This is a genomic window from Eubacterium sp. BIOML-A2 (genome assembly GCF_009680135.1).
Classification (GTDB): domain Bacteria; phylum Bacillota; class Clostridia; order Lachnospirales; family Lachnospiraceae; genus Faecalicatena; species Faecalicatena contortus_B.
Genome location: NZ_WKZK01000083.1, coordinates 7914 through 28410, shown reverse-complemented (window position 1 = coordinate 28410; position 20497 = coordinate 7914). Strand labels below are relative to the sequence as shown.

Genomic DNA, 20497 nt, shown 5'->3' with positions numbered 1-20497 from the left:
ATCATCAAGATTTCTCAGTGAATGCCGCCGGGCTATACGCTTCTGCTTTTTTACCGTTAGTACTTCCCCGCAAACGGCCAGCCCCCGGAAACTGTCAGGTGTATCCGGGAAGGCGGCCCCATACCAGCGAACTACTCCGCTACATCTCTCATACTGAAACTAAATCTGCCCATTTTGTCTTTTCCTAAGCAGACTACTTTTACTACATCGCCCAGTTTGAGTACGTCTTCTACTTTGTTGATTCTTTCTTTGGAAATTTTGGAAATGTGTACCATTCCTTCTTTTCCTGGTGCAAATTCGAGGAATGCACCGAATTCTTTGATGCTGATGACTTTTCCTTCGAATACCTGGCCGGCCTCGAAGTCTGTGGTGATGGTTGCTATCATCTTCATTGCCGCATCCATGCCTGCTTTGTCTGTTCCGCAGACGGATACTGCGCCGTCATCTGTAATGTCTATTTTTACGCCTGTCTGCTCAATGATCGCATTGATTGTCTTTCCGCGCTGGCCGACTACATCGCCGATCTTCTGCGGATCGATCTGCATCTGTACGATCTTAGGAGCGTATGGGCCTACCTCCGGCCTTGGCTCTGCAATTGTCTTGTTCATGACTTCATCCAGGATATAGGTTCTTGCCTTCTTTGTCGCAGCGATTGCTTCCTCGATGATTGGCCTTGTGAGTCCGTGAATCTTGATATCCATCTGGATTGCGGTAATTCCCTTGTGGGTTCCGGCAACCTTGAAGTCCATGTCGCCGAAGAAGTCTTCCAGCCCCTGGATATCTGTCAGCACCAGATAATCGTCGTCTGTATCTCCTGTCACAAGACCAGCGGAGATACCGGCTACTGCTGCTTTGATCGGAACGCCGGCAGCCATCAGCGACATACTGGAGGCGCAGATACTTGCCTGCGATGTGGAACCGTTGGACTCAAATGTCTCGGATACCGTACGGATTGCGTACGGGAACTCTGACGCATCCGGAAGTACCGGTATCAGTGCCTTCTCAGCAAGAGCACCATGGCCGATCTCGCGGCGTCCGGGTCCTCTGGATGGTCTTGTCTCGCCTACGGAGTAGGAAGGGAAATTGTAGTGGTGCATATACCTCTTAGAGGTCTCAGCCTCGTCCAGTCCGTCGATTCTCTGTGCATCAGACAATGGCGCCAGAGTTGTCACGGTACAGATCTGTGTCTGTCCGCGGGTAAACATAGCGGATCCGTGGACTCTCGGGATCAGATCAGTCTCTGCAGCCAGGTGGCGGATCTGGTCGATTGCCCTTCCGTCGGGACGCTTCTGATCTTTCAGTATCATCTTTCGTACCGTCTTTTTCTGATACTGGTATACCGCTTCACTCAGCACTGCAAGCCATTCTTCGTTCTCTGCAAAAGCCTCTTCCAGTTTTGCTGTGATCACACGGATATTCTCTTCTCTGGTCTGCTTATCGTCTGTAAATACAGCTTCTTCCATCTCTGCCGGTGTTACAATCGTTTTGATCGCAGCAAACAGCTCTTCCGGCACTGCACAACTCTCATAAGAGTGTTTTGGCTTGCCGCACTCTGCTACAATAGTCTCGATAAATGCGATCACCTTCTGGTTCAGCTCGTGTGCTGCAAAAATGGCATCAATCATCTGAGCCTCCGGCACTTCATTGGCGCCAGCCTCAATCATAATCACCTTTTCCTTGGTAGAAGCAACTGTCAGCGTCAGATCTGAGATATCTTTCTGTTCTGCTGTTGGATTAAATACAAACTCACCGTTTACAAGGCCAACCTGTGTTGTAGAAATCGGGCCGTCAAACGGGATATCTGAAATACTGGTTGCAATTGCGGATCCCAGCATAGCTGTCAGTTCCGGACTGCAGTCCTGGTCTACGGACATAACCAGATTTTCCAGAGTCACATCATTTCTGTAATCCTTCGGGAACAGAGGTCTCATCGGTCTGTCGATGACACGGCATGTTAGTACGGCATTTTCTGAAGCCTTTCCCTCTCTCTTATTAAATCCTCCAGGAATCTTGCCTACAGAATATAATCTTTCGTTGTATTCTACGCTCAGAGGGAAGAAGTCGATCCCTTCTCTCGGCTTCTCGGATGCAGTTGCAGTACAAAGCACTGTTGTATCCCCATAATGCATCAGAGCAGCTCCATTCGCCTGTTTTGCGACTCTTCCGATGTCTACACGCAGAGTTCTGCCGGCAAGTTCCATTTCAAACTTTTTAAACATATCATTCTCCTTTTTTTCTATTCACATAATTCGTGGCAGGAGACTCCGAAACTACTGAAAAACACATTAGAATCCGCTAATATCCTTTTCAGTGGTCTCGGGTTTTACTTTCCTGACCACAATCTTAAATATTATAGCATAGTCGCCCTCTTAAATCAAGAATGAAGTTTTGGGAATGCGCCTGGGAATGCGCTTGGGGGTTGGCGCGGAGGGGGACGCTGAAGTCAAGGATCTTCCGGCTCCTGGCGGAAGATAAGGCGTCATTCCTTGGAGGGCTTCTTAAGGGGGGCAGCGGATTTGTCTTGGCTTACTTGAGCTATATTTATGTTAGAAGTATGTATGTTGGAGACAGAAGCATACAAGTTTCATTTTGGCCTTTTAGTATGAATGGAAATCCCTTAAACAACACGGAATTCACTATCCTTACCAATCAAATCCCGTGAAGCCAATTCCATACGCTGCCCCCGTCTTAGAGGCATCGGGTCGTTTTTTCATTCTGGTCGGATGAGCATAGCCGAGGGGGCTGTAAGCCGCAGGCCTTCCTGCCTGTATGGTCGGTTTAAAACTTCCGTATAGCGGACGATTAGAAGATCTTATAGAGCCAGAGGCACCCGGAAGGGATGAAACTTGATTCACCGAAATCAAGTTTCAATCCGGCCTGTGACGAAAAAATATCAATTTTTTCGTCACAGGCCGGATGTGCCCTTCCGGGTGCCTCTGGCTCTATTAGATCTTCTTCGTCAAGCGGTCAGGATTTTAAACCGACCATACAGGCAGGAAGGCCTGCGGCTTACAGACCCCTCGGCGCCCCTCCTTCAAACATAAAAAAAGGATCCCCCCTCCCGGGAAGATCCTTGTGGATTTGAGATTATTTTCTTAATCCAAGTCTTTCGATCAAAGTACGGTATCTTTCGATATCTGACTTTTTCAGGTATGCCAGCAGACCACGTCTCTGTCCTACCATCTTAAGAAGTCCTCTTCTTGAGTGGTGATCCTTCGGGTTAGCTTTGAAGTGATCTGTCAGTTCGTTGATTCTTGCTGTAAGAATTGCGATCTGTACTTCCGGAGATCCTGTGTCCCCTTCACTTCTGCCATACTCTGCAATGATTGCCTGTTTCTTTTCCTTTGCGATCATCTTACGTTTCCTCCTTTTATTTTCTTTTATAAAACCGCCTGGCATTAAGTAATGGTTGGAGTGTTCCTATTACCGAACACCGGCTGAATTCATACTTAAATAGTATAGCATAACTCAAATTCTATGTAAAGCAATACTTTTTTAAAGTTTGAATTATTCTTCGTGAAACAACCATGTACACTATTGTATTCTTTCCGTTCTTTCTAACTATTCTTCTTCGTCTTCAAACTCATCATTGTTCTGCGGTTCTAATATAGCAAATGCAATATTGGTCGCATGATCGGCCACACGTTCCAGCCCGGATATAGTATCGGAGAAAATCATGCCTGCCTCTGGCGAACACTTGCCCTTTGTCAGACGCTTTATATGTGCTTTCTGAAGCTTCTTCTCTCTATCGTCGACCTCATCCTCCAGAGCCATGACCTCCTGCATGTGTTCCTGGCTGCGGTTGGAAAACATCTCTAAGGAGTATACCAGTGTTTTTTCCACCAGATCCATCATATCCTGGAGCTGCCGGATTCCTTTTTCACTGAATGTAACATGTCTGTCGATCCTCATCTTTGCAGAATCCGCAAAGTTCTCCGCATGGTCCCCGATCCTTTCGATATCGTTTACAACGTGGAACAGACCGCCTACCAGCATCGCATCTGCGGTAGGAATCTCCATGCTGTTAATCCTGACCAGGTAGTCGGTAATCTCCCTGTTCAGATAATCAATGTACGCCTCCTGCCGGTATACCTCGGCGATCTTTTCCTCATTCAGTGTACAAAGCGCATCCATACCTCTTTTTAGGTTCTCAATCGCCAGGCAGCCCATATGTTCCAGTTCGTAGATACCTGATATAACCGCCGTGGTAGGTGTAATCATCGTACTGTTCCCGATATACTTCAACTCGTACTCATCATCCGGCGAAGCATCTTTCCCCGGTATAATGAAATAAGTTACCCTGACTACCCATTTCATAAACGGGAAGAGTAAAATCACCTCACATATTTTAATTAGGGTATGGGCATTTGCTACTGCCCTGCCCATATTGCCCCCGGATACCTTCATAATTGCATCCGCAATTGGCTGCAGCGCAAACAATAGTACAATGAAAATTGCGACAGATCCGATGATATTAAATAGGAAATGGATCCAGGCCGCCCTTTTCGCATCTTTTTTGCCTCCCAGGCTGGCAAGCAGCGCAGAGACACAGGAGCCCATGTTGCATCCCAGAATAAGATAGAAGCAGATCGTAAACTGTAGAAATCCCTGGGACGCCAGCAGGATTACGATACCTACGGTAGCCGATGAGCTCTGCAGAATTGCTGTTATAGCAAATCCAACCAGGATCGCCGCAAAGGGATTGCTTAATGATTTGAGCAGGCCTACGATATGCGGAGATTCACGCAGGGAAGACATGGCATCTCCCATTGTACTCAAGCCCATAAACAGGATACCAAATCCAAGGATCACTCCGCCGATTTTCTTGGTATTCTGTTTTTTGCTGAACATGAACATTACAACGCCGGTGATCACGAACAGAGGTGCAACATCTGACAAATTAAATGCAATCAACTGTCCGGTGATTGTTGTACCGATATTGGCGCCAAGTATTACCCCGGCAGCCTGATAAAGGTTCATAAGCCCGGAATTCACAAAGCTTACAACCATAACTGTCGTCGCGCTGGACGACTGCACAACTGCAGTGAACAAGATACCGACCAGCATCCCCACAAATCTGTTTTGTGTGAAGAACTCCAGAATTGACCTCATCCGTGCGCCGGCAACCTGTTCCAGGCCGTCGCTCATCATCTTCATGCCGAACAGGAATAATCCCAGTCCTCCCAGCAGCAGAAATATTGTCGTTACACTCATTTGTATTTCCCCTAACTCTTTCTCTAGTTTGTCAAGCTTTTCTCCCGAAAATATGCTTTTCCGGATTGGATATCCCGGTCCACCTGCTGTTTCAGTTCTTCCACAGAACAAAACTTAGTTTCCGGGCGCACGAAAGAACAGAATTCCACCGTAATCTCTTTGCCGTAGGCATCGCCTTTGTAACCAAATACAAACACCTCCGCCAGGAGCCTTGGCTCATCTGTCACTGTCGGCTTGATCCCTACATTTCCAATACCGTGATACCACATGCCGTCCACCAGGATTCTGCAGGTATATACTCCGAATCTGGGCATAATTTTTCGTTCTTTGGGCGCAATGTTCATCGTGGGAAATCCCAGTGTACGTCCCAGCTGCCTCCCATGTTCCACGATCCCCGTCATGTGATAAGGGTAACCCAGCAGCTGATTTGCAAGCATGGCATCGCCTTCTTCCAGAGCTTCTCTCACATAGGTGCTGCTGATTTCTCTGTCCCCATACAGCTCTTTCTCCACAACACCCAGCCGGTAGCCGTACTTTGGGGCCAACTCCGCAAGCATGCCGGCATCCCCCCGCTTGCCATGTCCAAAGTAAAAATCTGTACCCACGACAATATGGGAGGCGTGAAGCGTATTCACCAATATTTTCTCAATGAATGTCTCCGCTTCCATCTCCCTGATTTCCTTCGTAAAGGGGCACTGTATCATACAATCTACCTGCTCTTCCAGATGCTGTCTGCGCTCCTTGTTTGTAAGCAGCGTCTCTTTTTTCATGTCAAATGCAAATACAACGCTTTTTAATTTTTCTTTCTCCGCGCAATCCCTTACCCTGCTGATCAGTTTCTGATGGCCTCTGTGAAGGCTGTCGAATTTGCCCAGAGTAACGGCTGTTTTTTCAGTTTCCTGATAAGAATTAATATCTGTATAGTACCGCATGTCTTTCCCCGTAATTCTTCCTTTATCACTTGCATGGATATGCCTGCTTATTAATCCGATATGAGGAACATCTTCTCAAGCCGGTATTCCTGTTTTTCAGTAAAGTAACGGTAAACACCTATAAACTGTTTGTTTCGGTCGTATACTCTTACAGATTGCCCGTCCGTAAAAACATTCTCTTTTGTCATAAACTCCCGGCGCAGCGGATTTCCGTTATAGGCCAGTGCCTCATACTCCTTTGCCACCACTAATTCAGGCAGATTCAGGAACATGGCATCTACAGGCGTTACAATATCCATAAGCTTTCCCGTTTTTTTATATTCTTCAATCTGAGAGAGCTTCAGGCTGTCTTTGATCTCAAAACAGCTTACCTTTGTCCTTCTAAGGGCTTCCATACAGGCACCCGTCCCTGCTTTTCTGCCAATGTCGTGGCATAGTGTACGAATGTAGGTGCCCTTTGAACACTTAACTTCCATATGTACTCTTGGAAGATCAATTTTGTTTATCTTTATATCGAAAATATGAACCCTTCTTGTTTTCCGTTCTACTTCGATGCCTTCCCGTGCAAGCTCATACAGCTTTTTCCCGTTTACTTTCAGCGCAGAATACATCGGCGGAAGCTGTTCATATTCCCCAATGTACTTTTGTATACACTCTTTTGCAAATTCATCTGTCAGTAACGATGTATCCTGTTCTTCCAGTATTTTCCCTGTAATATCCTGTGTATCTGTCATCTTCCCAAACAAAAGTACGGCCTCATAGGTCTTATTCTTATCTGTCAGCATATCACAGAGTTTTGTCGCTCTGCCCAGACATACCGGGAGAACCCCTTCTGCATCCGGATCCAGAGTGCCGGTGTGCCCTATTTTTTTCTGGCCCACGATCCCTCTGAGCTTCGCAACTACATCATGGGATGTATAACCCTTTTCTTTATATATGTTAATAATACCGTTTACCATAAACCGTTATACCTGTGTCTCTTCCTGATCCAGCTGACGCGCAATCTGGATGCTGACGTTATTGATCACATCGTGGAATGAGCCTTTCATCGTGAATCCCGCCGCTCTTGCGTGGCCGCCTCCCCCAAAATACTGGGCGATTATGCTTACATCCACCTTTCCTTTCGAACGCAGGCTTACTTTATAATTCTGCGTCTCCAGTTCATACATAAAAAGCGCCGTCTCGGTCCCCTGGGTCAGCTTCATCTGGCTGACAATCCCTTCCAGATCGCTCGGCTTCGCTCCGTAAAATTCCATTTCTTTCTTGCTCACGGCGCTTACTATACATCTTTTATCCAAAATCAGAATACTCTCCAGAAGGGCTCTTCCCAGGATCTGATTCTGAATATAGGTCTTTTCATAAAAAGTCTTCTCTATAATATTGTTCCCGTCAATTCCCTTGCGCAGCAATTCTGCCGCAACTTCCATCGTCTCCGGTGAGGTGCAAGAATACTGAAACACACCGGTATCATGCGCGATTCCCATGTAAAGAGCCTCCGCCGCAGATTTTTCAATTTTTTCCTTATCCAGAAGTCCAAATACCAGCTCTGACGTGGAACTGGCATCCGGTACTATATAGTTGATATCCGCAAATGCAGCATTGCTTACGTGATGATCGATGCAAAATGTCTGTTTTGCATTCTGAAACAAGGGCGCGGAAAATCCAAGGCGTTTTTCATCGCCGCAGTCCAGGCAGATGAACAGATCATATTGTTTTCCATCCGGAATGCAATTTCTAGCCTCTTCCGTCTTCTGAATCAGGCGGTAGGCCTCGGGAATTTCCTCCAGAAATACGTCGGTTTCTATTTGAGGATACTGTTCCGTAAGATACAGGTAGAGGCCCATACTGGAGCCCACACAGTCCCCGTCCGGACGGATATGCCCGCCCAGCGCTACAGACTGTTTTCCCTTCAGTATCTCAGATAACCCAACTCCCAAAGAGTCGTCTGCAGAGTCTGCCTCGCCGGCAGATCCGCATTTTACTGTGGAATAATCTACGCTCATATTATTCAGCCTCGTCTTTCAAATCTCTGGTCAGCTCATCAATCTTTTTACTCATATTTACGCCGTACTCAATAGACTGATCCATGATAAACCGGATTTCCGGCGTGTTTCTCATATTAATAGTCCGGGCCAGTTCGCGCCTGATATAGCCCTCGGCGCTCTGGAGTCCCTTGATTGTATCCTCCTGTGCCTTCGCGTCTCCCAGCACACTGATATATGCTTTACAGGTCTTCAGGTCAGGAGCCACTTCTACTGCTACAACGGAAGTCATCGGCGCCACACGCGGATCCTTGATGCCTCCCCGCAGTATGTTGCTCAGTTCACGCTGAACCTCTGTATTAATCCGTGTATTCTTAATGCTGTTTTTTCTCATAATTGCTCCTTCACATAGCCGCCGTAAACGAAACGGTTTTATTTTCTTTCAATTTCCACCATCTTGTATGCCTCTACAAGATCGCCTTCTTTAATATCATTAAAGTTCTCGAATACAAAGCCGCACTCGTATCCTGTCCTTACTTCCTTCACATCATCTTTAAAACGCTTCAGAGATGCCAGCGGTCCGTCGAAGATTACGATTCCGTCGCGTGTAAGGCGTACGGAACAGTTTCTCTCAAATGTTCCGTCCAGCACGTAGGAACCGGCAATGGTTCCTACTCCGGAAGCCTTGAATGTCTGACGCACTTCTGCGTGGCCGAGTACTTTCTCCTCAAAGATCGGATCCAGCATGCCCTTCATGGCAGCCTCCACGTCTTCGATTGCATTGTAGATGACTCTGTACAGTCTCAGGTCTACGCCCTCGCGGTCTGCAATCTCTTTTGCGGTAGCATCCGGCCTTACATTGAAGCCAATGATAATTGCATTGGATGCGGAAGACAGGATTACATCAGACTCATTGATGGCGCCTACTCCGCCATGGATAATTTTGATGACCACCTCATCGTTGGAAAGCTTCAGCAGGCTCTGTTTCAATGCCTCTACAGAACCCTGTACGTCTGCTTTTACAACGATATTCAATTCTTTCAGGTTTCCTTCCTTAATCTGCGTAAACAGATCATCCAGTGACATCTTCGCCTTGGTATCATCCAACAGCTTCACTCTGTTCTGGGAAATAAATGTTTCTGCAAAATTTCTTGCCTCTTTTTCGGTCTCGCATCCCACAAATACTTCGCCCGCATTCGGCACATCGTTCAGACCGAGTATCTCAACCGGCTGGGAAGGTCCGGCTTCTTTGACTCTGCGGCCCTTATCATCCATCATAGCCCTGACTTTACCGTGTGCGGAACCCGCTGCGATAGCGTCTCCTACATGGAGCGTCCCCTTCTGTACAAGTACAGTTGCAACGGATCCTTTTCCTTTATCCAACTCTGCTTCGATAATAAGACCTCTTGCAAAGCGGTCCGGATTCGCCTTCAGTTCCATCACCTCTGCTGTCAGAAGAATCATCTCCAACAGATCTGTGATGCCCTCTTTTGTATGTGCAGATACAGGCACAAAGATAGTGCTGCCGCCCCAGTCTTCCGGAATGAGCTCGTATTCTGCCAGTTCTTGTTTTACCCTGTCGATATTTGCGCTTGGCTTATCAATCTTATTGATGGCAACGATAATCTCAATGCCTGCTGCTTTGGCATGGTTAATTGCCTCTACGGTCTGCGGCATTACGCCGTCGTCGGCAGCTACCACCAAAATGGCAATATCTGTAGAGTTAGCCCCTCTCATACGCATGGCTGTAAATGCCTCGTGTCCCGGTGTATCCAGGAATGTGATTTTTTCACCGTTTGCCTCTACTACATAAGCACCGATATGCTGTGTGATTCCGCCTGCCTCGCGGCCAATGACATTTGTATGGCGGATTGCATCCAGAAGTGATGTCTTACCATGATCAACATGACCCATGACACAGACTACCGGAGGACGTTTTACCATAGCGCCTTCGTCTTCTTCCTCTTCTTTGAGAAGTTCTTCAATTACATCGATCACGACCTCTTTTTCGCAGAGAACATCAAATTCCATTGCGATTTCTTCTGCCGTGTCATAGTCTACTTCCTGATTTACCGTAACAACTTTACCCTGAAGGAAAAGTTTTTTAATAATTACGGCAGGTACTATTTTCATCTTATCAGCGAGTTCCTTGATTGTCAGAACTTCCGGAAGCACTATCTGTTTGATCTCTTCTTTCTTCTCAACTGGTTTTGGCTGCGGTTTTGCAACCTCCACAGCAGGTTTCTGGCGTTTTCCTTTTTTGTTCTTGCTGTCAAAGTCACCATCTTTATATTCTTTTTTCTTATAGTCTTTCTCTTTATCCTTTGCTTTATTCCTCTGCACCTTCTGCTGTTCTACTAATGGTGTTGGAATTGCATCTCTGTCATCCCTTCTGCTGTCACGGCGTTCCGTTCCTCTGGACGGGCCGTTGCCTGTGCGCTGGCCTCCTCCTGCATTTCTTCCGCCCTGGCCGCCATAGTTTCTGTCACCGCCCTGGTTATTATAGCTTCTTTCTCCGTTCTGGTTTCTGCCGAAGTTTCCGCCCTGTCCACCGGCCGGCCGCTGACCGCGGTTGTTGTTGTATCTCTGATTTTGGTAACCGGAATTTCTCTGGTCAGAAGAATTGCCGCCATTCTGTCTTGTCTCCTGTGAAGACATGGAACCAGAATTTCTCTGATTGCCCTGATACGGCTGACGCTGACCGCCCTGATAAGGCGGACGCTGGCCTCCCTGCGGACGCTGGCCCTGTGTATTTCCTGACGGGCGCTGGCCTGATGCTGCCGGGCGCTGTGTTGGTGCAGAACCTGCTGGTCGCTGGCCAGAAGTCGTTCCTGACGGGCGTTGTGCCGGTACGGAACCTGATGGACGTTGGCCTGGTGTTGTTCCTGCCGGGCGTTGTCCCGGTGACGTGCCTGACGGGCGCTGGCCTGCTGTTGCTCCCGCCGGACGCTGGCCTGGTGTTGTTCCTGCCGGGCGCTGCGCTGGTGCGGAACCTGCCGGACGCTGGCCTGGTGTATTTCCTGCCGGGCGCTGGCCTGATGCTGCCGGGCGCTGTGCTTGTGCGGAACCTGCTGGTCGCTGCCCCGGTGCGGAACCTGCCGGACGCTGCCCCTGATGGCCTCCCTGCGGGCGCTGGCCCTGGCGGCCTCCCTGCTGCATGCGGCTCCCGCTCTTAGAATTTTGCGGACGGAACACCTGCACGATATTCTTCTTTTTAGGCGCTTCTTCCACCGGTTTTGCCGCCTCGGCTGCCTTATCTGCCTCCACAGACTTTCCGGCATCCGTGCCTTTCTTTACATTTTTTCTGATGTCATTTACTACATTGTCTTCCAGCGAACTCATATGGGTCTTCACCTCTACATTCTTCTTTTCCAGCATTTCCATCAGTTCTTTATTGTCCATTCCCAGCTCCTTGGCCAGTTCGTGTACTCTCATTTTTGTCATATTCAACTACCTCCCTTATGCAATTGTATTGTCTTTCGTTTCAAAATGTTTTCGAATTCCTTTTGCAAATCCTTCGTCCAATATCGCCAGAGATGCACGGAACTCTTTTCCCATTGCATGCCCTAAGGTATCTTTATCTGCGTAAAAATAAATTGGAACCTTATAAAATTCACACATATCACGAAATTTCTTTTTCGTGTTGTCCGACGCATCGTCAGCGACAATCACAAGAGCGGCTCTTCCCGACTTCACTTCCTTTTCTGTCATAAACTCACCGCTCACTGTCTTTCCTGCCTTAGTAGCAAGCCCGACCAGAGATAAAGCTTTACTCTGTATCAATCTCATTCATCTCCTTTTCCAGGCGCTCATACACTTCCGCAGGAATTGCCTGCTTAAAAGAACGCTCCAGCCCTTTGTTCTTCACTGCTTTCAAAAAACAAGCGTTTGAGCAGCACAGATAGGCGCCGCGCCCATTCTTTTTTCCGGTAGCATCCAGTACAAATTCTTCTTCCGTAGTGCGCAGAACGCGCAGCATCTCTTTCTTCGGCTTCATCTCGCCGCAGCCAACGCATTTGCGCATCGGTATCTTCCTATTGCTCAATTATTCCACCTCTCATAAGGTTATTATTCATCTTCGGTCTCAATGAATTCTATTTCCTCATAGTCTTCAACGGACGGTTCTTCTGTATCTTCCGCAAACGGTTCTTCATAGTTTCCTTCATACTCCTGCGGATACGCTTCCTCGTAACCGCCATCGTAGCCTTCTTCCATCATCGCCATCTGTTCCATATAATCTTCAGGAAGTTCTCCTGACTCAATTGCCTGCGTCTCACTCTTTATATCGATTTTATATCCGGTCAGGCGTGCAGCAAGCCTTGCATTCTGGCCTTCTTTTCCGATTGCCAGCGACAACTGGTAATCAGGTACGATTACACTTGCCGATTTTTCATCCGGATCCGCCATAACAGAAATCACCTTGGCCGGGCTCAGTGCATTTTCAATCAATAAAGCCGGGTTATCGCTCCAGTTGATAATATCGATCTTCTCTCCGCGCAGCTCATTGACAACCGCGTTGACTCTTGCCCCGTTCATCCCGACACATGCTCCCACAGGATCTACATTTTCATCGTTAGACCATACTGCCATCTTTGTACGTGATCCGGCTTCACGGGCAATGCTCTTGATCTCCACCGTGCCATCCTTTACCTCTGCCACTTCCGCCTCAAACAGGCGCTTCACGAGTTCCGGATGGGTTCTGGACACCAGGATCTTCGGACCTTTCGGTGTGTTCTTGACCTCTACTACGTATAGTTTAATTCTTTCAGTCGGTTTAAATACCTCGCCTTTTACCTGTTCATTCTCCGTCAGCATAGCGTCTGCTCTTCCCAGGTTGATACTGATATTTCTTCCCACATAACGCTGGACAATTCCAGTCACAATATCCTTTTCTTTCTCAAAATACTGATCGTACACAACCTTACGTTCTTCTTCCCTGATCTTTTGAAGAATAAGGTTCTTTGCATTCTGGGTTGCGATTCTCCCGAAAGACTTTGATTCAATCGGGATCTGCGCGATATCTCCGATCTGGAGAGCCGAATCAATCTGTTCCGCATCCTCCAGGCTGATTTCCAATGCCGGGTCAAATACTTCCTCAACCACTTCTTTTTCGGCATATACTGCATAATCACAGGTTTCGCGGTCCATGATCACCTTAATATTCTCAGCCGTCCCAAAATGGTTCTTACACGCACTGATAAGAGAATTCTCGATTGCATCCATCATTGTATCTTTACTGATGTTCTTTTCCTGTTCAAGAATATTCAATGCTTCCAATAATTCTGTATTCATTATTATTTCCTCCTAAATTAAAAATCCAAAGCCAAACGGATAAGCGCAATTTCACTTTTATCAAATACCTGTGTCGTTTCATCCTCATATTCTATCGTCACAGTGTCTTTGTCGTAATCCTTCAATATTCCAACGAATTCTTTCTGTCTGTTGATGGCCCGGTATGTTTTTATCTCGACCTCTTCACCCAGACTGCGTTTAAAATCTTTTTCTTTCTTCAGCGGCCTGCCCAGCCCAGGGGAACTCACCTCAAAAATATAAGTATCTTCAATATAATCCTTTTCATCCAGAATATCCGAGAACTTCCTGCTAACTGCCTCACAGTCATCCACGGTAATCCCCCCCGGCTTATCAATATAAGCACGCAGATACCACGTTCCGGCCTCTTTTACATATTCTACATCCACCAGTTCAAACCCGAACTCCGTAACAATCGGTATCATAAGTTCCTCGGTCTGCTGTTCATACTGTTCTCTTCTCGACACACTAAACTTCCTTTCTCTGCACTGTTTTTAATACTTATTGAACTGCTTATGTTCAACAAGGCAACAAAACTGTTATAATAAGCGTTCCGGTCATAAGCGGTTTTGTATAAACTGCAATGCTGCATCTTAGCAACAAAGAAGAGTGAACTTTCGTTCACTCTTCTGCCGGGTTCCTTATGTAACTATCATTGAGTATAACACCTTTTTTTGGTAAATGCAAGGAAGATTTCAAGAAATAACACTGTCCTATTGGCTCCGAGTTACCATTCACGGCCCATAGGCCGCGCATAGTAACGGCTCCGATGCCGTGCAACAGGTACACACCACGGTCTGAACAGTGGCTGCCCATCATAAAATAAGTAACTCTTACAGTTCGAGCATTCTTTCCAATCTATCAACTCTAAGCTTTAAGCTGCCTATTTGATATGACCTGACTTCTGCTCTCAACTGGCTCATTTCTCTCTTTACTTCATGGTAATGTCTTGTACCAATCTCCTGTACTCTGTCTACTTCGGTAAGAACGTTGTTCTCAACTTCCCTTAAGTCGGCTTTGGTCGGCAGCTTAGAAATCACTTTCCATATGCAGGCTATATCGTCCTTCGTCGCCATATTTGCTATGTCGTCTTTCGTTGCCATATTCGCTATGTCGTCTTTCGTCGCCATATTCGCTATGTCGTCTTTCGTCGCCATATTCGCTATGTCGTCTTTCGTCGCCATATTCGCTATGTCGTCCTTCGTCGCCATATTCGCTATGTCGTCCTTCGTTGCTAAATTCATTTTAAATTCATCAAATTTAGCATCCATCATATCCGATATTGCATTTAATAATTCTTTTTCTACCATAAAATAACATCCTTTCGTCGTGATTTTATCCCTTAAATACGCCATATTGTTTGATAAATATACCTTGTACACCAACATATCTTATGTAATTACGCCGTTAGACTCCATCTATGTTTTGACATCCCAACGCAATTACCAGATCATATCCCAAGATCATAAAACAATTATAATATGTGCCGTATTTACAGACAAGCAGTTTGTAGTTCAATTTTATGGCAGTCGCTATAACGTGTTTGTATAAATCAAGTTCTAATTACGGCTCTTTGTCCCCTGAGTATCTCTTCTGGCCTGTCTCAGCCGGTTCAGTGTCACTTCTTTTTCACCATAGACAATCTTCTGTTCCGTTCCTTCTTCAAACAAGTACACGTTCTCCAGCTCATCTTTTTTCTGGAGCTTAATTCCTCTAACGCCAACCGCACCCTTCTTTTTCTCCGGGATTTCATCCGCCGGGAATCGCAGGAAATATCCTCCTTTTGTCTGGAGGACGATATTTTGGTTTTCGGTTACTACGCTGACATGAATCAGTGCATCTTCTTCCTGCAGTTTTGTGGCTGCTATGGTCCGCTTTGCCACCTGGAACTCCGTTCCTTCTACCTTTTTGATCATGCCCTGTTTTGTAGCAAACAGCAGTTTTGCGAAACGCATTTGTTCAGCATCACAGACCATGACGATCTGCTCCTCGCTGCTGGAATAGTTTGTCAGGTTATCAATCGGTATCCCTTTGTCTCTGAACTTTCCGTAGGGCAGGTCCAGAACCTTGGCCTGATGCATTTTGCCCGTATCGGTGAAAATGCAGATTTTACCGGTGTTCATGCAGTGGACTACGTACTTATTCTCGCTGTCAGCCGCCTCTTTGTTCCGTTCGTAAGTAGTGACATCTATGGTTTTTGCATATCCAAAGCGATCCATCAGAAATACCACTTCCTGCTCTTCTATTTTCTTTTCCTCGAAAACTGCTTCCTCCGCGTTCTCGATTGCGGTGCGGCGTTTTCTGCCATATTCCTTCTTATAAGAATCCAGCTCTTCCATAATCAGATTTGCCATAGAGTCGTAATTGTTCAGTATATCCTCATAGAGCATAATATTTTTCAGGGTCTCTTCGTGCTCTTTCTGAAGGGCCTCGATCTCCAGGCCGATCAGCTTGTAGAGACGCATTTCCAGGATTGCTGTCGCCTGACGCTCGGTGAACCTTAGAAGGGCGGCCATTTTTTTGGAAATACTGGACTTGAATTTGATGTTCTCGGTCACACCGCTTACCAGGCAGGCACGGGCATCCTTTACAGATTTACTTCCACGCAGGATCTCTATGATCAGGTCGATGACATCGCAGGCTTTGATCAGGCCTTCCTGCACTTCACTCTTTTCCTGCTCTTTGGCAAGCATGGTGGTGTACTTTCTCGTCATCAGCTCAAACTGGAAATCCACATGGTGTTCAATGATTGCTTTGAGTCCCAGCGTCTCAGGTCTGTCATTGGCTACCGCCAGCATGTTTACGCCAAAAGTATCTTCCAGCCTTGTCTTCCTGTAGAGCATGTTTTTCAGGTTCTCAACATCCGCCCCTTTTTTCAGCTCCAGTACAATCCGGATACCTTCTTTCGAAGACTGATTTGAAATGTCCACAATATCACTGGTTTTCTTGGACTCCACCAGCCCGCAGACATCATTCAGGAACTTTCCGATACCGCTTCCGATCATGGTATATGGGATCTCTGTTATTACCAGCAGCTTTTTACCGCCTTTTTGTTCCTCTACCTCTACTTTTCCCCGGACTTTGATCTTTCCCTGCCCTGTCTCATAGATGTTCAGCAGGTCATCTTTGTTGACGACAATGCCTCCGGTCGGAAAATCAGGCCCCTTAATGTATTTCATTAACTGTTTTGTGCTGATCTGGTCGTTCTTCATGTATGCTTTAACAGCATCCAGCACCTCACAGAGGTTGTGGGTGGGAATACTGGTTGCCATTCCCACTGCAATTCCCTCCGCACCGTTAATCAGGAGGTTTGGTACGCGCACCGGGAGCACAAGCGGCTCTTTTTCGGTCTCATCAAAGTTTGGCCCAAAATCGATAATATTCTTGTCCAGATCGCCCAGATAGGCCTCCTGGGTAAACTTGGCCAGCCTGGCCTCTGTATAACGCATGGCGGCAGCCCCATCCCCCTCGATGGAACCGAAGTTCCCGTGTCCGTCTACAAGAATCATCCCTTTTTTAAAATCCTGTGCCATGACCACAAGAGATTCGTATATGGAACTGTCTCCGTGGGGGTGGTACTTACCCATGGTATCGCCTACGATTCGGGCACACTTCCTGTACGGTTTGTCATAACGGATCCCAAGTTCATACATGTCGTACAGGGTTCTGCGCTGCACCGGCTTCAGTCCGTCCCTCACATCCGGCAGGGCTCTGGCAATGATCACGCTCATGGCGTAATCGATATAAGATTTTTTCATAACCTCGGAATATTCGGTTCTGATAATCTGTGATTCACTACTGCTCATTCTCTATCTCCTCTTACCTATATATCAAGCTCTGCATCCGCAGCATTTTCGTAGATAAACATGCGGCGCGGCGGCACTTCCGTGCCCATCAGCATCTCCGTCACACTGGATGCCATCCGCGCATCCTCGATCTCGACAAGTTTGAGGAGCCTTGTCTCCGGATCCAGTGTGGTCTCCCAGAGCTGCTGCGCATCCATCTCTCCCAGACCTTTGTATCTCTGCAGGGTAAATGGGCCTTCATGTGTCTTTCTGTATTTCTCCAACGCCTTATCGTCGTACAGATACTCTTCGTCGCCTTTCTTCGGCATGACCTTATAGAGGGGCGGCATTGCAATATAAACATGTCCCTCATAGATCAGTTCCGGCATAAAACGGTAGAACAGCGTCAGAAGCAGCGTGGATATATGCGCGCCGTCCACGTCGGCATCGGCCATGATAATGATCTTATCGTAGCGCAGTTTGGAGATATCAAAATCATTGCCGTATCCTTCGGAAAACCCACAGCCAAATGCGTTGATCATCGTTTTTATCTCCGCATTTGCCAGCACCTTATCGATGCTTGCCTTTTCCACATTCAGAATCTTGCCCCGGATCGGCAGGATAGCCTGGTAATTCCTGTCCCTGGCCGTCTTTGCAGATCCTCCGGCGGAATCTCCCTCCACAATAAATATCTCGCACTTTTTAGCATCCCTGCTTTCACAGTTCGCCAGCTTTCCGTTGCTGTCAAAGGAGTATTTCTGCTTAGTCAGAAGATTTGTCTTTGCCTTTTCCTCTGTTTTGCGAATCTTAGCCGCTTTTTCTGCACAGGAAAGTACCGACTTTAAGGTTTCCAGATTTCTGTCGAAGTACAGAACAATCTCGTCTCCGGTTACTTTGCCGGTGGCTTTGGCAGCATCGGGGTTGTCCAGCTTTGTCTTGGTCTGCCCCTCAAATCTCGGATCCGGATGTTTAATGGATACGATGGCAGTCATCCCGTTACGGATATCTGCACCTGTAAAGTTGGCATCCTTCTCCTTAAGAATGCCTAATTCCCGAGCATACTGATTCATAACCGTCGTAAACGTGGTCTTAAATCCAGTGAGATGCGTTCCGCCTTCTGCATTATAGATATTGTTGCAGAATCCCAGAACATTTTCGTGGAATTCGTTCACATACTGCAGTGCGACTTCGACCTCAATTCCTTCTGATTCTCCTTTATAATAAATCGGCTCATGGAGGGTTTCCTTTTTCTGGTTCAGGTCCTTTATGAATCCGAGGATTCCGTCCGGCTCATGATAGACGATGTGCTCCGGTGATTCCTGCCTTTTATCGTCAAATATAATCGTCAGTTCCGGATTCAGGTAAGCCGTCTCGTGCAGACGGCTCTTAACCTCCTCGGCCCGGAACCTGGTCTTTTCAAAGATCGTATCATCCGGCAGGAAATTAATCTTGGTGCCGGTCTTTCTTGATTTCCCGATGACCGGAAGCAGACCATCCTTCAGTTCGATTACCGGAATCCCCCTCTCATATCTGTCATGGTGGATCTGGCCCTCCCTGCTGACCTGTACGTCCATATAGGCGGACAATGCATTTACTACGGAAGACCCCACACCGTGGAGGCCGCCGCTTGTCTTATAGGCAGAATCGTCAAACTTGCCCCCTGCATGCAGTGTGGTGTATACAATCCGCTCCGCAGACACCCCTTTTTTGTGCATACCGACAGGGACGCCCCGGCCATTATCCTCAATAGTGGCCGAGCCGTCCTTTTCCAGTGTGACATGAATCTGTGTACAGTAACCGACAAGATGTTCATCAACAGCGTTATCAACAATCTCGTAAATCAGATGATTCAGACCTTTTGTTGAAACGCTTCCTATATACATACCGGGTCTTTTTCTGACCGCTTCAAGTCCCTCCAATACGGCAATACTGTCCGCATCATATGTATTTTTATTTCCCATGTGTCTCTCTCCTTTTTACATTCATTTCATATTATCACAAAATGTAGGGTTATTCAAATAAAAGTTATTCCGTCAGTACATGATGTAGTGTATCTGCCAGAACTTCCATGGCATTCATCATTTCTTCCACCGTATTTGTCTGTGCTCCCGCTTCAACCAAAAGGGATTTCGGTACCAGATGAAGGTTGTATCTGTAGCCCCCCAGATAGATATGTCTCGCGAATCCCGGATAATTGCTCTCGGAAGCAAGCTCCATCTGCAGGGAGAACGCCAGATTATCCTGTATATAAGGATTATAAAGGTAGGCGATGTCTCCATTTGTCCTGGTTCGGCTCAGCCCATTAAAATACATGATTTTCGCCGTCTGTTTTCCGTTTATCTCCGTGACCAGATGGGTGTCTTCCGCTACACCGTCCCGGTGAAGGTCTATGACTACCTCAACCGACGGATTTGCCTCCAGAATCGGACGTATGGATGCCTCCGCATTTTCATAGGCATTGCTCCTGTCGAGCTGTCCATTGATAATATCATAAACACCGGTATCATGGATCGTCTCAATTCCTTTTTCATTTAAAAGTTTTGTCAGATACTCGCCCACTCCCACGATACTCGTATTCGTGTCCCCAGGCGTGGAGTCAACAAACGTTTCCTGGGAATGTGTATGGAATATCAGAACTTTGGGGCCGCCCGTACTCTGGTCTATCTTCATGCTTCTTCCCAGAAGATCATCCACATTCAGCTGCTCCGGCCCGATCATCGTGGTACTGTCCACGATATAAAAATTGCTGATCAGATAATCAAAATCCCGCAGCCTTTCAATCGACATGTCGATTGGGGACTGCCCCTGCTCCACGGAAGGTTCCTGAACTGCCGCCGTTTTGTTCCCTATCAGATTACCGTTTTCATCGATCATGTTCTCGTCATTGGCTTGATTTTCCAGAATCTTTGCGATCGTCTCCTCATCCTCCATCACAGAATCATAGGGCTGCTTCTGCTCCACATATTGTATCAGCGGGAGCCATGACATCGCATTTTTCTTGATCCACTGAACGGCCGTGGGTCCCGGATCCTCTTTCAGATAAGCCAGGCCTGGCATGTACATTTCCTCCGTATATTTCAAAACAGCCTCCTGGCTGTCGTATCTCCATTCCTTCATAATACCTTTTCCGCTCATGCAGAGCAGGCAGATACATGCTATCCCTCCGATGGCAGTAAGCACCACCCGTATGAATGCCGATTGCTTCATAAACCGCCTTCTTTCAAAAGTAAAACTCCAGTGACAGATGCAAGGGGGTCAGACCCCTCCGTCGGAG

The 20497-nt window shown here is 47.0% G+C and carries 16 protein-coding genes; all 16 read right to left on the bottom strand.

Features of this window, described 5'->3' with window-relative positions:
• Window positions 1-131 precede the first annotated feature (131 nt).
• Window positions 132-2219 (bottom strand): polyribonucleotide nucleotidyltransferase, encoded by a 2088-nt coding sequence (locus GKG43_RS21445; protein ID WP_050642413.1) that lies wholly within the window; start codon window positions 2217-2219, stop codon window positions 132-134.
• Window positions 2220-3087: 868 nt separating this feature from the next.
• Window positions 3088-3354 carry a 30S ribosomal protein S15 gene (gene rpsO / locus GKG43_RS21440; RefSeq protein ID WP_025657590.1) on the bottom strand — a complete coding sequence of 89 codons (267 nt, stop codon included), beginning with the start codon at window positions 3352-3354 and terminating at the stop codon, window positions 3088-3090.
• Between the two features lie 207 nt (window positions 3355-3561).
• Window positions 3562-5214 carry a Na/Pi cotransporter family protein gene (locus GKG43_RS21435; RefSeq protein WP_050642414.1) on the bottom strand — a complete coding sequence of 551 codons (1653 nt, stop codon included), beginning with the start codon at window positions 5212-5214 and terminating at the stop codon, window positions 3562-3564.
• Window positions 5215-5237: 23 nt separating this feature from the next.
• Window positions 5238-6146 (bottom strand): bifunctional riboflavin kinase/FAD synthetase, encoded by a 909-nt coding sequence (locus GKG43_RS21430; RefSeq protein ID WP_050642415.1) that lies wholly within the window; start codon window positions 6144-6146, stop codon window positions 5238-5240.
• A 50-nt stretch (window positions 6147-6196) separates the two neighbouring features.
• Entirely contained in the window at window positions 6197-7105 is a 909-nt protein-coding gene (gene truB, locus GKG43_RS21425; protein ID WP_050642416.1) for a tRNA pseudouridine(55) synthase TruB, read from the bottom strand.
• A 6-nt stretch (window positions 7106-7111) separates the two neighbouring features.
• Window positions 7112-8149 carry a bifunctional oligoribonuclease/PAP phosphatase NrnA gene (locus GKG43_RS21420; protein ID WP_173020138.1) on the bottom strand — a complete coding sequence of 346 codons (1038 nt, stop codon included), beginning with the start codon at window positions 8147-8149 and terminating at the stop codon, window positions 7112-7114.
• Window position 8150: 1 nt separating this feature from the next.
• The gene (gene rbfA, locus GKG43_RS21415; RefSeq protein ID WP_050642417.1) at window positions 8151-8522 is read right to left on the bottom strand and encodes a 30S ribosome-binding factor RbfA; all 372 of its coding nucleotides are present in this window, start codon (window positions 8520-8522) and stop codon (window positions 8151-8153) included.
• Window positions 8523-8560: 38 nt separating this feature from the next.
• Window positions 8561-11572 carry a translation initiation factor IF-2 gene (gene infB / locus GKG43_RS21410; protein ID WP_083487011.1) on the bottom strand — a complete coding sequence of 1004 codons (3012 nt, stop codon included), beginning with the start codon at window positions 11570-11572 and terminating at the stop codon, window positions 8561-8563.
• Between the two features lie 15 nt (window positions 11573-11587).
• A complete protein-coding gene (locus GKG43_RS21405; protein ID WP_330377519.1) occupies window positions 11588-11911 on the bottom strand; it encodes a ribosomal L7Ae/L30e/S12e/Gadd45 family protein in 324 nt (107 codons plus the stop codon).
• Window positions 11898-12173 carry a YlxR family protein gene (locus GKG43_RS21400; protein WP_050642419.1) on the bottom strand — a complete coding sequence of 92 codons (276 nt, stop codon included), beginning with the start codon at window positions 12171-12173 and terminating at the stop codon, window positions 11898-11900. Before GKG43_RS21400 ends, GKG43_RS21405 begins: the two co-directional genes overlap by 14 nt.
• Before the next feature lie 23 nt (window positions 12174-12196).
• Window positions 12197-13420, bottom strand: a complete 1224-nt coding sequence (gene nusA, locus GKG43_RS21395; RefSeq protein WP_055151194.1) for a transcription termination factor NusA — start codon at window positions 13418-13420, stop codon at window positions 12197-12199.
• A 17-nt stretch (window positions 13421-13437) separates the two neighbouring features.
• Complete coding sequence (gene rimP, locus GKG43_RS21390) at window positions 13438-13905, bottom strand: ribosome maturation factor RimP (RefSeq protein ID WP_050642421.1); 468 nt, start codon at window positions 13903-13905, stop codon at window positions 13438-13440.
• Between the two features lie 366 nt (window positions 13906-14271).
• On the bottom strand, window positions 14272-14748 hold the full coding sequence (locus GKG43_RS23145) for a hypothetical protein (RefSeq protein ID WP_055151197.1): 477 nt from the start codon (window positions 14746-14748) through the stop codon (window positions 14272-14274).
• A gap of 249 nt (window positions 14749-14997) precedes the next feature.
• Window positions 14998-17244: a DNA topoisomerase (ATP-hydrolyzing) gene (locus GKG43_RS21380; RefSeq protein WP_055151200.1), complete on the bottom strand. Its 2247-nt coding sequence runs from the start codon at window positions 17242-17244 to the stop codon at window positions 14998-15000.
• Between the two features lie 17 nt (window positions 17245-17261).
• Window positions 17262-19184, bottom strand: coding sequence for a DNA gyrase subunit B (locus GKG43_RS21375; protein ID WP_055151203.1), 1923 nt, complete (start codon window positions 19182-19184; stop codon window positions 17262-17264).
• Between the two features lie 64 nt (window positions 19185-19248).
• Entirely contained in the window at window positions 19249-20430 is a 1182-nt protein-coding gene (gene spoIIP, locus GKG43_RS21370) for a stage II sporulation protein P (RefSeq protein WP_050642425.1), read from the bottom strand.
• Window positions 20431-20497: the final 67 nt, after the last annotated feature.

Coding starts and splice junctions, on each gene's coding strand:
- GKG43_RS21445 (WP_050642413.1), bottom strand. CDS start 2,219: ATGTTTAAAAAGTTTGAAATGGAACTTGCCGGCAGAACTCTGCGTGTA.
- rpsO (WP_025657590.1), bottom strand. CDS start 3,354: ATGATCGCAAAGGAAAAGAAACAGGCAATCATTGCAGAGTATGGCAGA.
- GKG43_RS21435 (WP_050642414.1), bottom strand. CDS start 5,214: ATGAGTGTAACGACAATATTTCTGCTGCTGGGAGGACTGGGATTATTC.
- GKG43_RS21430 (WP_050642415.1), bottom strand. CDS start 6,146: ATGCGGTACTATACAGATATTAATTCTTATCAGGAAACTGAAAAAACA.
- truB (WP_050642416.1), bottom strand. CDS start 7,105: ATGGTAAACGGTATTATTAACATATATAAAGAAAAGGGTTATACATCC.
- GKG43_RS21420 (WP_173020138.1), bottom strand. CDS start 8,149: ATGAGCGTAGATTATTCCACAGTAAAATGCGGATCTGCCGGCGAGGCA.
- rbfA (WP_050642417.1), bottom strand. CDS start 8,522: ATGAGAAAAAACAGCATTAAGAATACACGGATTAATACAGAGGTTCAG.
- infB (WP_083487011.1), bottom strand. CDS start 11,572: ATGACAAAAATGAGAGTACACGAACTGGCCAAGGAGCTGGGAATGGAC.
- nusA (WP_055151194.1), bottom strand. CDS start 13,420: ATGAATACAGAATTATTGGAAGCATTGAATATTCTTGAACAGGAAAAG.
- GKG43_RS23145 (WP_055151197.1), bottom strand. CDS start 14,748: ATGGTAGAAAAAGAATTATTAAATGCAATATCGGATATGATGGATGCT.
- GKG43_RS21380 (WP_055151200.1), bottom strand. CDS start 17,244: ATGAGCAGTAGTGAATCACAGATTATCAGAACCGAATATTCCGAGGTT.
- GKG43_RS21375 (WP_055151203.1), bottom strand. CDS start 19,184: ATGGGAAATAAAAATACATATGATGCGGACAGTATTGCCGTATTGGAG.
- spoIIP (WP_050642425.1), bottom strand. CDS start 20,430: ATGAAGCAATCGGCATTCATACGGGTGGTGCTTACTGCCATCGGAGGG.